Genomic DNA, 13936 nt, shown 5'->3' on the forward strand with positions numbered 1-13936 from the left:
CAGACATGTTGATTAACCAAATTGTGTAACTCAAACAAGCCCGGCAGGGCTGAATTTTTCTCTTATCCTCTGCATCTTAACGAGCCATTCGGGAGGAAGGGAATTTAGCCTAAATAGACGTGCAAAGTGAATAAAGGACAGCTTTTGATGCCTAGATACGACCCCTTGAGTGGTATCAAATAACCATTTGAGTAACACGTAAACGATGAGAGCTACAAACAGCTGCCCGTACACGGCATTTTCAGTTGTCCCGAACAAAGTAGGGATATTCAAGTGCTGCTTGATCCAGCGAAAGAAAACCTCGATTTGCCACCGGGCTTTATACATCTGTGCGATTTCTTCTGGGGTCACTTGCATGAGATCGGTAACGACGCGGAGTTCTCGGCCATCGAAATCTTGGAAGGTAACGACGCGATGCCGCTTCTTGGATCGACATTGCTCTGTTCCAAGTTGGCACGTAATGTCCCGGATGACCGGGCTGTTAGGCTCTTTTTGCCGGCGTAGAGCACGTGGTTTTTCAAGATGAACGTTATCACGCAGTCGAACGACAAAGGATTGACCTTCTTCTTTGAAACGATCTAATCGTTCGAGCTTCCCGTAAGCCCGGTCCATAACCATAATGTAATCCAAATGGGTTAAGCTTTCACAGAGCGGACCATCATGTTTCGAACCAACCGTTTCGACCACGTTTAGAGGGGAGTCGCATTGGGCTTGCAAAGAAACATGTAGCTTAATGCCCGAACGCTCACCATGGTAAGGGGCCCAGGGCAAGCGAGTTTTTCCTACCGTTACGGTCGTCGAGTCAATCAAAAGCAATTCTTTAGGAAAGGCCAGCTTTCGGGTCGTTTGACGATTACAGGTTTGGATGAGCCGGTGTAGGAGCTCCTTGAATACAGCAAAGGGAACCTCAGCTGCCTTTCCGGAAAAACTGGAATAATGGACAGGAAGCAAGCCGCTGGCTGCTGCATGAACCACACCTGAACGGTAGCTATCCCATTGTTCAGAGGCAGCCATCGCCCAATATTGTAGCAAATGATGGACGGTAAACTTGCGGGCCTTGTCTTTATAGCCGGCGAGTTCGATTGCAGAATCGATTTCTTCTGCAGGCAAAACGGATTGAAGGATGGACAGGATCGTGGTAGACTTTTTCATGGAGTCGCCACCTTTCTTCGGTTGAGTTTGTAGGCGTACAAACATTTTACCGGGTGTGCGGCTTTTTTTCTACCATTTTGTGGTTAATCAACAGGTGTGATCCCAATACTACATGTTACGTTATTGTAACAGCTGACAGCGACATGATTCCTGTAATAAGCAGATTAGTTTACAAAGGTATCCGCGTTGAGCTCTATTACATCTCAGATTCGGCTCCAAAGCACGTCGATATAACCGCCTATCCCCATTACAGCGAGGATTTATTGACATTCTTGAATGTCGATGTAAAGACATATGAAATAGAAGGAAAGATTGATAACGCATTATTGATAATAAATTCTTGGCATGTTCAATATAAGGAAACTGATCGGTATTTAGGAGCCAAGTACCTAAAAGAGCAATTTGCAAAATCTTTTGGCTTGCCGCCGAAACAGGCGAGCGAGCTGCTTGAACGGCTTGAAATCGAAAAATTGATTACAACAGGTACAAAGCGACTTTCGAACGGAGAAGCCAAAAAATCAATCATCCTGTCTCAGGCCGGCGAAGTTAGAATTTTACCTTTACTCACTGTTGTACAGACTCCATAACTTTTATGTTGACGCCGATAACCAGCGATAATATAATTATCCATAACTTTATTATTCGTTAATTACACATACGTTACCATTTATTCGTTAGAAACGGCGGGGGCATCCCCCGCCGTTTTGCTTTTTTTATTCCCCCCTCCCGCTCAAGCAAGATCTCTAAATAGCGGTAGCGATGGTTGTACGAAGAGAGCAGCCTGAACATGCACGCAAACCCGCCCGCCGTCACTAGTTGTTGCATATCCAATAGCCGCATTTCGTCTTTTCTTTCGTGTAATGGTTAAAATGGAAACAAATGCTTGTTTTACGCATAGGTATATGGTAATATATAGGTGGTCAATTATTTTGCATTACCGAAGGAGTGAGATTGTGAGTACCGTTGCTACGAAGCCAATGAGCTTGGGGGAGCTAATAAAGCACTATCGGCAGAAGAAGGAAATAAGTCTGTCAAAGCTGCAAGAAGCGGTCGGCGTTGATAAAGGTAGCCTGTCAAGAATTGAAAACGACGAAGTCAAGCGACCTGATTTCCAATCCATCTTGTCCATCGCCGCAGTATTAGACATTCCCCATAACGACATCGTAGAACAGTACATCGAGATTGGACATAAGCCGGAAGTCCTATACACTATTTTACAGAACGAATTAACAACACTTGAACATCCTTCTCTGATACCGAAAATAGCCGCAAAATTCCTTGAATCACCGAATGAAGACAGCCTGTATTTAATAGGAAAATTGTATCGCGATATCGGCTCCATCGATAACGACTCCATTAAACTTTCATTGTATGACCTCATCCTTGATTACTCACGTTCCCACGGAATTATGCCTTACATAGCGAAAAGCATGTATCAACGTTATCTTATTGAACGAAACGATTTCAGCAGGCTGAAGGAATCATATTACAGCGGAAAGTACATTTTACATTACATCGATTTCTTGTCACAAGACGAGCGAATCGAGCTGTACTACAAATTAGGTATTCATGCTTATAATTTGAGATATTACAATGATAGCATTGACCATTGTAAGAGAGTGCTAGTAGAAGATAGAGGTCAAAGTCTGCACAAAATATATGCGCTTGGCATACTTAGAGACGCGCACTTTAGTATAGGGGAATACAAAGAGGCCGAGATGTACTCTATACAATACAAACAATTTAATTCACTTAATTATCCGCACACAAAAGAGCATATAGTCCTTATGGATGCATTATTCGCCGCAATGAAGGGAAACATCGAGCAAGCCATCGAACAGCTTTTAGCATTCCTTGAGAGTTGTAGCGATATTGCGGCCATCTCTGCATCGAGACAATTGCTTCAATTATACTTAAAACAGAATAACCATGAGGGCATTAAAGATGTACTAAGCAAGTGCAAAAAAATCAAGCCAATTACTACTAATAATAATCCTTTAATTTGTTCTAGGTACGCTGATTATTTGCAAGTTAAGGGAGAATGTTACTTAGCATTGGGCGACTTTGAACAATGCATAGAACTTATGGTGGATGCGGCTCTATATTACTCAAAAATCAGCGATACTGCTAAAGAAAAAGAATGCCTTGACACGGTGATTCGTATACCTTTAGAGCACAATGTCTCCCCGAAATCAACTTTTAAAAAGTTAAGCGCGTATTACCAAAGCACAAAAGAAATGGAGGGTCAAGTATGAAGAACTTAATTAAAAAACTATATTCAAATTCCCTTCTTTACACGGTCATCTTTGTAGCGACGGCGGCGGCATTCTCTGGTGACTCCGGAAGTATTTATCCTTGGTAAAGCACCTTAATTGGTGCTTTTTTTTATACGCAACACCCGAACTTATGTTCCTATATCAAACCCTCCCCCTTAGTTATACAAAGACCTTGGAACGGCCTACTGGAAATTCCAAGGTCTGAAGAGTTTTATCCAACAATACAACGGACTTCACAATGAACTCCATCAAGGATGGTGATCAACTTGCCATCTGATACCAGAGAACATTGCTTCCTAATTCGATTGGTTTTTTCTTTTTTTCATGTAGTGCTTAATTAAATCCATTATAACAACCATAATCAACAAAAAAACAGATTGCAAAAAAGGTTTAATGTAGTCTGATTCATCGTAGATATAGAAGTACGCCACTACAAAGTTGACTAGGAAAAAATCAAATATACCAACATTTAATTCATCTCGTCTCAGAACCAGGGATCTACAACAGTAGATTTTCTTATATCTGTACCAAAAGAACGCCAGTTCCATTTGAATTTTTTGTGACTCTCATTTCTTTTTTGATTTCATAATCTCCTAGGAAATTACCGTTCATATCAAAACGCCCCGGCCCCAATTCTCGGTAGTAGTACTTGATAAAAGTATATAAGTCTTCTTTATCGGTATTTATGAAGTAATACCCACCAAATCCGCCAACAGCTACTGCAAGAAGTTCTTGCCAAGATGTTGTTGTCTTTTTCGCCCAAACAGCAAAAGCTGTGGAAAAAGCAGTTTTTGTTGCTGCTGTGAATTTTTCTGATCTTATAATATCGTATGTTTTATGGTGCACATATGGAGTCGGATAAGTAGCAAAAACTGAAATAGATCTTTCAGTGAAAGAGGTGATTTGTGATGCCGAGTTAAGTAAATTATTAGCCTTTGTTACAGCCTCAGGCGTTGTTTGCTTTAACATCAAATTACCATCTACAATTTGAAAATCAATGTTGTTTTTCTCTAGGATGCTTATAACTCTTTCATAAGGCGCGGGTGGAGCTTCTGTGCTGTTCTGTGGAATTGCTGGACTTGCTGATACAGCAGCCATCCTGCCGCAAGGCGCAGCTATGCTTCGGGACGGACCGGGGGAGCTTGCATGCTAGCCGCCTGCAAGCTCCCCCTTCTCCTCCCAGTTGGGCTGCCCGCTTCCGCCTAGACGGAACGCGCCTGCGGAACATTCCATCCGCGCAACAGCGGCACCACCTTCGCATAGGCTTCGTTGACATCCGCCGCGTCGATGACGATGGGCTCCCGGTCGTACTGGAGCGCCGCATGCTCATAGCGCGGATCATAATAATACTCCAGCAGCAGCGCCGCAACGTCGTGATAGCGGCCGTCTTCCAGCGCAGACTCCACCTCGCGCGCAGCGGGCGTATGCATGCGCCGGCGAATCCGCTCGAACGATTCCTTCACCTTCTCCGCATGCTGCTCCGGCTGGTAGTCGGCCATCAGATTGCGGACGCGCTCCTGGACCGGCATGCGCACGGTGAAGACGGTGCCGGCGCGCTTCGCTTCCACCAGGAATTCCGGCAGCACGACCTTGCCGATTCGGCGGCTCTCCCCTTCGATCAGCAGATAAGGCCGATTCTCCGCTTCCAGCTTCAGCAGTTCATCGAGCAGCAGCGCCTCGAATTTCTTCTGATTGTTCGGCTCGAGTCCGATATGTCCGAAGATCGATCCGCGGTGCCCTGCCAAGCCCTCCAGATCCAGCACGGGATATCCGTCCTCCTGCAGCCGCTGCAGGAGCTGCGTCTTGCCTGTCCCGGTATGGCCGGCGAGCACGATGCACGGGGCCTGCAGCCGGTAATCGGCAAGCGTCGATTGCACCCAGCGGCGGTAAGAACGGATGCCGCCGAGAAGCCGGAACGTCTTCAGCCCCATCAGCGACATCACGGTAGCCATCGTGCGGCTCCGCATTCCGCCGCGCCAGCAATAAATAACGACCGGGCCCTTCAAATCGCGAAACTGCGCGTACAGCGCGGGCAGCTTGGCCGAGGCGATGGCCAGGCCGCGTTCCTTGGCGGCCTCTACGCTCACCTGCTTATAAATCGTGCCGATCTCGGCCCGCTCCTCATCCGTGAACAACGGAATATTGATGCTCCCCGGTATGGTGAATTCCGCATACTCTCCCGGAGAACGAACATCAACCAGCGTTGCGCCTGCGGCGCGCTTCGCCAGGCATTGCTCCAATGATATATCCTGCATGATTTCACCTCTAGTTGTCTGTCTCGTACTTCGTCTGGAACCGCAAGCATGCTCTTAATCTACTCTACCTTATTTTATCATAGACAGCCATGCCTGATCTCATACGGCAGCGGCGCCATTATCCGCCGGACGTTCGCCGTGCCCTTTTCGCCTTCCGGGACATATGTAGTAATAATTCTCTCTGATATCAGGTCAATCTCAAGTCCGTTTTCAGGAGGTGGTTCTCATTACAACGGTAAAAGCCTTGATCATGGCAGGAGGGAAAGGCACCCGCTTCTGGCCCTTTAGCCGATCCACCCGGCCAAAGCAATTTTTGCCCATCCTTCACCCGCAATCCATGCTGGCCGATACACTGCAGCGCATGCTGTATCGCGTGCCGCTTGAACATATCCATATCGTGTCGCTCGCGGAATATGTTCCTCTGATTCGGGAACAGCTTCCTTATTTTCCGCCGGAGCATATCATCGTGGAACCGATGGCCAAGGACACGGCCGCCTGCATCGGACTGGCTGCGCTCCATATGCTGCTGCAAGACGAGGATCCGGTCCTCATCACCCTGCCGTCGGATCATTATGTATCGGATCCGGAAGCCTTCCATGCCGCGCTTCAGACGGGAGTCGAACGCGCCGCGAATGAAGCTTGCGTCGTCACGCTCGGCGTACGGCCAACCCGCCCGGAGACGGGCTATGGCTATATTCGGGCGGAGCCCGGCGAAGATGCCGGGACGATGCCCGGCCTGCAAGTGACGGCGGTGGAGCAATTTATCGAGAAGCCGCCGCTGCCGCTCGCCAAGCGCATCTTCGCCGACGGCAGGCACTATTGGAACACCGGCATCTTCATCTGGAAGGCCTCCACCGTTATGCACCTGCTGGAGCAGCATTTGCCGAAGCTGCACCATATTTTGATGACAATAAAGGAAGTGCTGATGGAGCATCCGCCGGATGAATGCGACCTCCATTCGCTCTACAGCCAGATCGAGAACCAGTCCATCGATTACGGAGTCATTGAGAAATGCGATTCCATCTACATGATTCCCGTTCAATACGGGTGGGACGATCTGGGCAATTGGAACGCGCTGGAGCGGGCCGAGCCGCCAGATTTATCCCGGAATATCATTCACGGACTCCATCAAGGCATCGATACGAACGGCTGTATTATTCATGGCAAGCCGGGGCAGCTGATCACGACAATCGGGGCGGAAAATCTAATCATCGTCGCAACCGATGATGTTATCCTCATCTGCCGCAAAGACCGGACTCAGGATATCAAAGCGCTGGTCGCCCGTTTGGAGGAGCAGGACCTCCAGCGCTATCTCTAATTCCATCCTCCATTCCAAGGAGGGAAGCAGATGAGTGGAGAGACTACCATCCACAATATAGGCACCCTATTCGAGCCGACGGGATATGCTAAAGCAAACCGGCAGCTGCTGCTTCAATTCATCCGCCGGGGAGTATATCCCAAATTCTCCCCCGTCCATCCCGAAGCGGTTCATACGCCGATGGCGCCCGCCGTCGCGGCTGAATTGACGGCATTGGGGCATCGTCCTTTGGCGCAGCGCCATACGGTGATGTTCCATTATCCTGCTCATGCCTTTTTCCGGGATCCGGCCCAATATTCCATCGGCATGACGATGTTCGAATGCAACCGTCTGTCATTCACCTGGGCGCGCCGCTGCTCCATGATGGATGAAGTATGGGTGCCGTCCACCTTCAATCGGGACACCTTCATTCAATCGGGCGTGCCGGCCCATAAGCTGAGAGTCATGCCATATGGCGTCGATCCGGAGGTATATCATCCGGGCGCCCCTCCGCTCCCGATTCCCGGAAGACGGGAGTACGCTTTCCTGTCGGTCTGCTCCTTCGACGAGCGCAAGGGCATTGATTTTCTCCTGCGAGCGTTCCTGGCGGAGTTCGCTCCATCCGAAGATGTCTGCCTGATCATTAAGACGCGCGCCTCAACGGCTGAGGAGATCGGCCGGCAGCACGCTTATGTCAATAACCTCGCCTCGCAATTGACGGGGCGGGCGAACGAATCGGTCATCCTGCTGTCCACGGTCCACTCCTGGTCCGAGGAAGATCTGGCCCGGCTGTATACTTGCGTGGACAGCTACGTTCTGCCGACGCGGGGAGAGGGCTGGAGCATGACCGTGATGGAAGCGATGGCCGCCGGCCTGCCTGTCATCACGACCCGCTGGTCGGCGCACCTCGATTTCGTCAACGATCAGAACGGCTATTTGATCGATGTGGAGCGGTTCACTCCGTTCCTGCCGTCGCAATCCCGGCTTCTGTGGGCCTTGCCCAGCGTCGGCCACCTTCGCGGCCTGATGCGCCACGTCCATACCCATCGGCAAGAAGCCGCAGCCAAGGCCGCTCTTGGCCGCCAGACCGTCATCGGAATGTATACATGGGAGGCCAGCGCCCTGCGCATGCTGCAGCGACTGCAGGAATTAGACAGCCGTTAAAAGGAGAATCCACCTGTATGATAAGTCTCATTATTCCGACGATCCATCATACGGATCTGGTTAAGCATTGCGTCAACAGCTTCATCAATACGGCCCATGAAGCATACGAGATTATTGTCGTCGATGACGGCAGCCCGCCTCCAATCCAGCAAGATCTGGCCGCCTGGGCCGCCTCGATGAACGTTCGCTTCATCCCCAAGCAGATCAACGAAGGCTTCAGCCGAACCGTGAACCTGGGCTTGCAGCACGCCGGCGGGACCTATGCGCTGCTCGCGAACAACGACATTATCTTCCACGAGCCGGGCTGGCTGCAGCATATGCTGGCGGCCATGCAGCTTTCTCCGGAGGTTGGCATCGTCGGCGCGCGGCTGCTGTATCCGAATATGACGATTCAGCATGGCGGCGTCATCCAGGGGCCCAAAGGGAATTTCGATCACCGTTATCGCTTTCTGCCCGCCGATTACCCGCCCGCGCAAGCGGTGGAGGACGCGGCTTCCGTCACAGGCGCCCTGATGCTGATCCGGCGGGAAGTGTTCGACCGGATCGGCCTCTTCTCGGAGGAGTTCTTCATCGCTTACGAAGATGTCGACTTCTGCTATCGGGCCCGACAGCACGGCTTCCGCGTCATCTACAGCGGCGCGGCCTGCGCCCTGCATCATGAAGGTTTTACGCGCGGGACGACGCGGGCGAATAAAAACCGGTATTGGCGAGTCAAAGAAATGGAGGCCCGCAAAAAGTTCTGGGCCAAATGGGGAGGTTATCACATCCAATGAGCGCGCCGCTTGAAGTTGTCTATGTACTGGAGCTTACCGGCTTGTCCGGCGGCATTCGCAATGTGCTGGAGCAGGTGAACCGGCTGCATGAGATGGGCGTGAAGGTTCATCTGTTCGCGCTGGACGGCCAGCCTTCCTGGTTCCCGCTGCACATCCCCGTGCGCCGCTTCCCGAATTACCGGATGATGCTGCACACCCTGAAATGGATGGACTGCATCAAGGTGGCCACGTGGTGGAAGACGCTGGCCGTCGTCTGGCATAGCTGCGATTGGCGCAGAGGCGGGCGCGGCATCCCGTTCTATCTCGTCCAGGATATCGAAGAAAGCTATTATCCGAATTGGCCGGATATGCAGGAGCGGGTCCGCCAAACGTACCGAGTCCCGGTCCATATGCTGACGATTGCCGAATGGACGACCCGACAGTTGTTGGAACGGTTCCATCAACACGCTTCCAACATCTCGATTGCCGTGGATTTCAACATCTACAAGCCAAACCGGACCCATGACTACGATCCGCAGCGCATTCTCGCCTGCAGCCGGCGCAGCCAGCATTTGAAGGGCTTCGAAATTACCGTGCAAGCCGTAACGGCGGCAGGCCGCCAACTGCCGCATGCTTCCTTCGTCACGTTCGGCGTCGAACCTCCAGGCATTTCAGGCATCCCGCACCATCATTTCCCGTACCCGCAGGATCAACATTTGGCCTACCTGTATGCCAACTGCGGCGTATTCGTGCAGACCTCCTACCACGAAGGCTTCGGGCTCCCGATCTTGGAGGCGATGGCCTGCGGAGCCCCCGTTGTCACGACGAGAGCGGAGGGCAACGAGGAATTTTGCAAGGACGGATGGAACTGCATCCTCGTCAACAAGGGCGACGCCGATGGCGTGGCCCAGGGGATCGTCCGTGTTCTGTCCGACCCGGAATTCTCCCAATTCCTCGTCGCCAACGGGTGCGAGACCGCCAAGCATTACAATTGGCCCCGCGTCATGAATAATCTGTTGGACGCGTTCCACGCCAGGCTGACGCAGCAGGCATAAGGCTTGCGGCAGCATGCTAAATCGCCAGCTTCCATCGAAGCTGGCGATTTGTGCGTTGGGCTCCGCGCAAGTTGCCGGAAGGTGAGCCGGAAAGTGAGCCGGCAGGCAGCCGGACCCGCAAGCTTTCTTTTATCCCGGAAAGGCCTCGTAGCGGATGCCGGCGAATAATTCGTTCCATGCGTGATCGCTCTCCGCATCCCAGGCGATCGGCGCCTCCACCGCGCAAGTGTGCGCCAGCGGCCAATCGAGCTCCACGATTCGGCGATCGGCCCCTGGATTGACGACGAGCAGGCGGAATTGGTGCCGGACGATCGAGGTCAGCGCCGCTTCCAAGGCCGCCGCCTCCTCATGGGAGGCATGAAGCCGGAAGAAAAAGACCCATTCCGCCTGCTCGATATTGCGGAGGAAGCGGGCAATTCTCCGCTGCAGCGTCTGCTGGAATTCCGGATATTTGCGTACAATCCCCTCCAATTGGTCTGCGACCAAAAAATCGTGAACCGATTGCACCCCGTAGACGCGATCCAGCAAGGAATAGTTATGGCCGTTGAACTCCGTTCCGTCCACCTCGATATGGTCGGAGTACATAAATCCGGCGAACCGGTTGCGAAGCATCAGGCAGAGCCCCGGAATCGAATTGGAATACATCCAATCGATGACCCCGCTGTAGGGCCGCAGGCCATACCGCTCCAGCCGCTGCGCCGGGTAACAGTTGGAGCCCAGGCTGTATACCGCCTGATACGTTCGCTTGATGTCGGTCAGGCGCACTGCTCTTGCCTCCTTTTCGTATGTGCTCGTGACAGCCTCTGTCACATGGCCAGATTGAATGGCGTCGAGTACGTCTCCTGCGCCATCCGTCCTCCCCATTTCAGCTCGTAATACCGTTCGTAAAGCGGCCAGGTTGAATCGATAAGGAAGTTGAGTCGCGGATCCGACTTGCGGCTTGAGCTCTCATGATGATCGACCGGCAGCCCCGTAAAAATCTCCTCATACCCTGCCAGCCGGAGCCGGCGGTGATAGTCGATGTCCGCGAAATAACTGCTGAACACCGTATCCCACGGCCCCGCCGCGCGGACCGCTTCCATATTGTAGGCCGCCAGCGCATCGAAATTCGTCAAGGCCAGCCCCCACTTCCGTCCGCTCTGCTTCAACTCCGTCAAGACGCGCAGGAAGGCTTCGGGGATTCCGGGACGGGCCTCGGCATCCGTATGCATATACATGACCGCGTCCGCCCCCTGCTCGGCGGCAATCCGCTGGAACCAGTTCATAGACTGGGTGAAGGTCAGCGGTACGGGCGGATGGATGATGTTCACCAGCCCGGATAAGGTATGGCCCTTCAGTTCGGATCCCGCCGAGTTATCCACCACGTACGTATGCGGCCAATAAGGGCGAATGCTGGCCACCGCCCGGTTCAGCAGATCAAGTCGGTTGACATACGGGATGCCCACGATGTAACGCATTGCCGTCACTCTCCATTCATATCAATTGTATGCGGTCGGCAATATGCTGCGCGGCATGCGACCATGTCCAGCGGGACATCACTTCCTGCGCGGCGTACAGCCCGCGCTCCCGCGCAGCTTCCCGATTCTCGTATACATGTCTCATCAAAAATGCCAAATGCTCATAGTCCGGGTCGGCCCAGCGGAAATTGGCATAGTACGGGCATTTGGCAACCGCCGGCAAGAGCCGCCTGACCCGGATCGGATATCCCGTCCGCTCGTTCAGGAAGTCGCGCTGCGCGCTCCAGTCGGTGGCAATGACGGGCAGGCCGCACGCCATCGCCTCCAGTATGGGCATGCCCCATCCTTCCCCGCGGGTCGGCAATACGAAGCAATCGGCGGACCGGTACAAGCTTCCGAGCAAATACGACGGGAGCTTCTGATTGTGCAAAATCATGATCTTCGATTCCGCATGCTTGAGATTCAGCTTCCGAATTTCGGCCAGCACGTTGATCGTCGGGTCGGCGTTCATGATTTTGCATACGAGCAAGACATTGTCGTTGGCGAATACATTCGCGAAGGTGCGCAGCATATCCTCCGGATTTTTGCGTTCGCCCCACTCGAATACCGACAGAAACGTAAACCGATCCGAGAAGCGGGTGGAGCGGATGCCGGGATGGAAATAGTTCGGGTCCACGCCGAGCGGCATAATGCGGATCGGCACTCTTACCCCGCTGTTGCGGAAGGTGTCGGCATTGAACCGGGATGGCACCCATATCTCATCCATGCGATTGCATTGATGCACCCAATCCTCCGGAACTCCGTCCACCTCCAGCATCGTGTAGCCGATTTTGTATTTGCCCTCGTTCTTGTAAAAGACATCCCCTTGTCCATAGACAACCTCCGGCGCGTTCGGATCGGCATGACGCATGCGAAAAATATTAATCCGGTAATCGTCGCTCATCGGAGGCTCTTCCGCGGCATGCGGGGTGCCCGGGCCGTACACATAACGGTAATGCATTTTAATCCGTTTCTCGTCCAGCGCGATCATCAAATTTTTGGATGATGTCGCATAGCCGGTTGGCGCATTCACGATCGAGTTCCAGTTCAGCCTTTTCTCATAGCTCCCTTCAAGCCGCGACTGCCATTTGTCCCGAAAGATCATGCGAGATTGCTCGAACAGTCCCGAGAAATCGACCTGATTCACCTTGGTCGTCGTATTTTGGGAGTGGGTCAGCGTCACGCGGCCGTCGCAGACGACCCGATACCCCCGCTCCAGCGCCCGAAGGCAATAATCGGTATCCTCGAAATAAGCGAAATAATCCGTATCCAGACCGCCAAGCTCCTCCAGAATGCTCCGCTTCACGTAAGCGCAGGCGAAGACGACCCCCTGCACATCGCGCGCGGACGCATATTGGCGGATGTCCGTTTCCAGCCCGCCGATTTGCTGCCCCCAGCAGGTCTCCGCAAATATATAGGTGCCCGCGTGCTGCACCAGTCCGTCGTCGCCGCGCAGCCGGCAGCCGACGACGCCGATATTCGGATCCGAATAGGCCGTCTCCTGCAGCCGTTCCACCCAATGAGGCTCCTCCGCCAGGATATCGTTGTTCAGCATCAGAATATCGCTGTCGGGATCGCAATGGGCGATGGCCAGGTTATTGCCTGCCGTAAATCCGATATTGGCGCCATGCTCAATCACCCGAATCCAGGGAATGCTCTGCAGGTAAGGAAGCGTGCCGTCGGTGCTGCCGTTATCGAACACAACGATCTCAATGCGGTCGTGACGGGCCGTCTTCTCCAGAGAAGCGAGGCACCGCATGGTATGCTCCAATCCGTTCCACGTCAGGATGACAATCGAGACCTTGCGCTGCAGCGGCGGAGCCGGAAGCGCCGGGGGCTTCGTCCCGCTCTCTTCCACCGGAGACAGATGGAAGCTGCCAAGCTCAATCGGGCCGTTCAGGCGCGGGAACTCCGGCTGCGCCAGCAGCGCCTGGCACTCCGGCGAAGTAAGTATGCCGAGCAGGACGGACATGCGGCTTCTTCCGTGGCGCAGCATATGTTGGTAATGCATGAGCGCCTGGTCTTCGGCGTCGCGGCAAAGCAGCTCGACGTACAGATCGCGGACGAATTCGGCGTCTCCCCTGGTCAGAATCAGGCTGGAGAAGATGTAGCACAAAGCCGCACGCTCGTTGCAGCCCCCTCCTCCCTGCGCCAATCTCTTCTTCATCTCGCCGCTCCGAAGGAAGCTGACCGCGATCGACAGCTTGCTGTGTCCGGCTTGAAGCAGCCGTGTGAAGTGCCTGATGCCGTGCGGTTCCGGTTCCTTGTTCAATAGCTGCCTGTATAATTCCGCGATGAATTGCTCGCCTTCCAATCGGAACAACAAGTAGAGCCTTTGGATGAGTATCAATAAGAATCCCTCCAGCACTTGCGGATAATACTGGGATTAGTGTATTAGCACATTCCCCCATTTGCCTGTGCGTATGACCTTGACCCCCGCATCGCCCGCGGAGCCAAGTCCGGATTGCGGCCCGGAGAGCCTAATTCTT

The 13936-nt window shown here is 53.0% G+C and carries 12 protein-coding genes; 6 read left to right on the forward strand and 6 right to left on the reverse strand.

Annotated elements, in window-relative coordinates:
* Nucleotides 1-30: 30 nt before the first annotated feature.
* Nucleotides 31-1197 (reverse strand): IS4 family transposase, encoded by a 1167-nt coding sequence (locus ABD76_RS23715; protein ID WP_242069761.1) that lies wholly within the window; start codon nt 1195-1197, stop codon nt 31-33.
* 98 nt (nt 1198-1295) lie between these two features.
* Between ABD76_RS23715 and ABD76_RS23720 the strand changes: the two genes are divergently transcribed.
* Nucleotides 1296-1739 (forward strand): hypothetical protein, encoded by a 444-nt coding sequence (locus ABD76_RS23720; RefSeq protein WP_197259489.1) that lies wholly within the window; start codon nt 1296-1298, stop codon nt 1737-1739.
* Between the two features lie 366 nt (nt 1740-2105).
* Entirely contained in the window at nt 2106-3407 is a 1302-nt protein-coding gene (locus tag ABD76_RS23725; protein ID WP_197259490.1) for a helix-turn-helix domain-containing protein, read from the forward strand.
* A gap of 537 nt (nt 3408-3944) precedes the next feature.
* Here ABD76_RS23725 and ABD76_RS23730 read toward each other — a convergent pair.
* Together ABD76_RS23730 and mnmH are read right to left on the reverse strand one after the other, a co-directional pair.
* A complete protein-coding gene (locus ABD76_RS23730) occupies nt 3945-4526 on the reverse strand; it encodes a hypothetical protein (protein ID WP_242069769.1) in 582 nt (193 codons plus the stop codon).
* 104 nt (nt 4527-4630) lie between these two features.
* The gene (gene mnmH, locus ABD76_RS23735; RefSeq protein ID WP_197259491.1) at nt 4631-5683 is read right to left on the reverse strand and encodes a tRNA 2-selenouridine(34) synthase MnmH; all 1053 of its coding nucleotides are present in this window, start codon (nt 5681-5683) and stop codon (nt 4631-4633) included.
* A 250-nt stretch (nt 5684-5933) separates the two neighbouring features.
* Between mnmH and ABD76_RS23740 the strand changes: the two genes are divergently transcribed.
* From ABD76_RS23740 to ABD76_RS23755, 4 genes are read left to right on the forward strand one after another with little or no spacing between them, the layout of a single operon-like run.
* Entirely contained in the window at nt 5934-7001 is a 1068-nt protein-coding gene (locus tag ABD76_RS23740) for a mannose-1-phosphate guanylyltransferase (protein ID WP_197259492.1), read from the forward strand.
* A 30-nt stretch (nt 7002-7031) separates the two neighbouring features.
* The gene (locus tag ABD76_RS23745; RefSeq protein WP_197259493.1) at nt 7032-8144 is read left to right on the forward strand and encodes a glycosyltransferase family 4 protein; all 1113 of its coding nucleotides are present in this window, start codon (nt 7032-7034) and stop codon (nt 8142-8144) included.
* Between the two features lie 17 nt (nt 8145-8161).
* Complete coding sequence (locus ABD76_RS23750; RefSeq protein ID WP_197259494.1) at nt 8162-8917, forward strand: glycosyltransferase family 2 protein; 756 nt, start codon at nt 8162-8164, stop codon at nt 8915-8917.
* Nucleotides 8914-9951, forward strand: a complete 1038-nt coding sequence (locus ABD76_RS23755) for a glycosyltransferase family 4 protein (protein WP_197259495.1) — start codon at nt 8914-8916, stop codon at nt 9949-9951. The genes ABD76_RS23750 and ABD76_RS23755 overlap by 4 nt, the downstream gene beginning before the upstream one ends.
* A 129-nt stretch (nt 9952-10080) precedes the next feature.
* Here ABD76_RS23755 and ABD76_RS23760 read toward each other — a convergent pair whose 3' ends face one another.
* The 3 genes from ABD76_RS23760 to ABD76_RS23770 are packed head-to-tail and all read right to left on the reverse strand — an operon-like array spanning nt 10081 to nt 13797.
* Nucleotides 10081-10716 carry a DUF1796 family putative cysteine peptidase gene (locus ABD76_RS23760; protein ID WP_197259496.1) on the reverse strand — a complete coding sequence of 212 codons (636 nt, stop codon included), beginning with the start codon at nt 10714-10716 and terminating at the stop codon, nt 10081-10083.
* A gap of 41 nt (nt 10717-10757) precedes the next feature.
* Complete coding sequence (locus ABD76_RS23765; RefSeq protein ID WP_197259497.1) at nt 10758-11408, reverse strand: glycosyltransferase family 2 protein; 651 nt, start codon at nt 11406-11408, stop codon at nt 10758-10760.
* A gap of 16 nt (nt 11409-11424) precedes the next feature.
* A complete protein-coding gene (locus tag ABD76_RS23770; RefSeq protein WP_197259498.1) occupies nt 11425-13797 on the reverse strand; it encodes a DUF4214 domain-containing protein in 2373 nt (790 codons plus the stop codon).
* Between the last annotated feature and the right edge of the window lie 139 nt (nt 13798-13936).

The sequence above is a fragment of the Paenibacillus dendritiformis genome (genome assembly GCF_015845845.1).
GTDB lineage: Bacteria > Bacillota > Bacilli > Paenibacillales > Paenibacillaceae > Paenibacillus_B > Paenibacillus_B dendritiformis_C.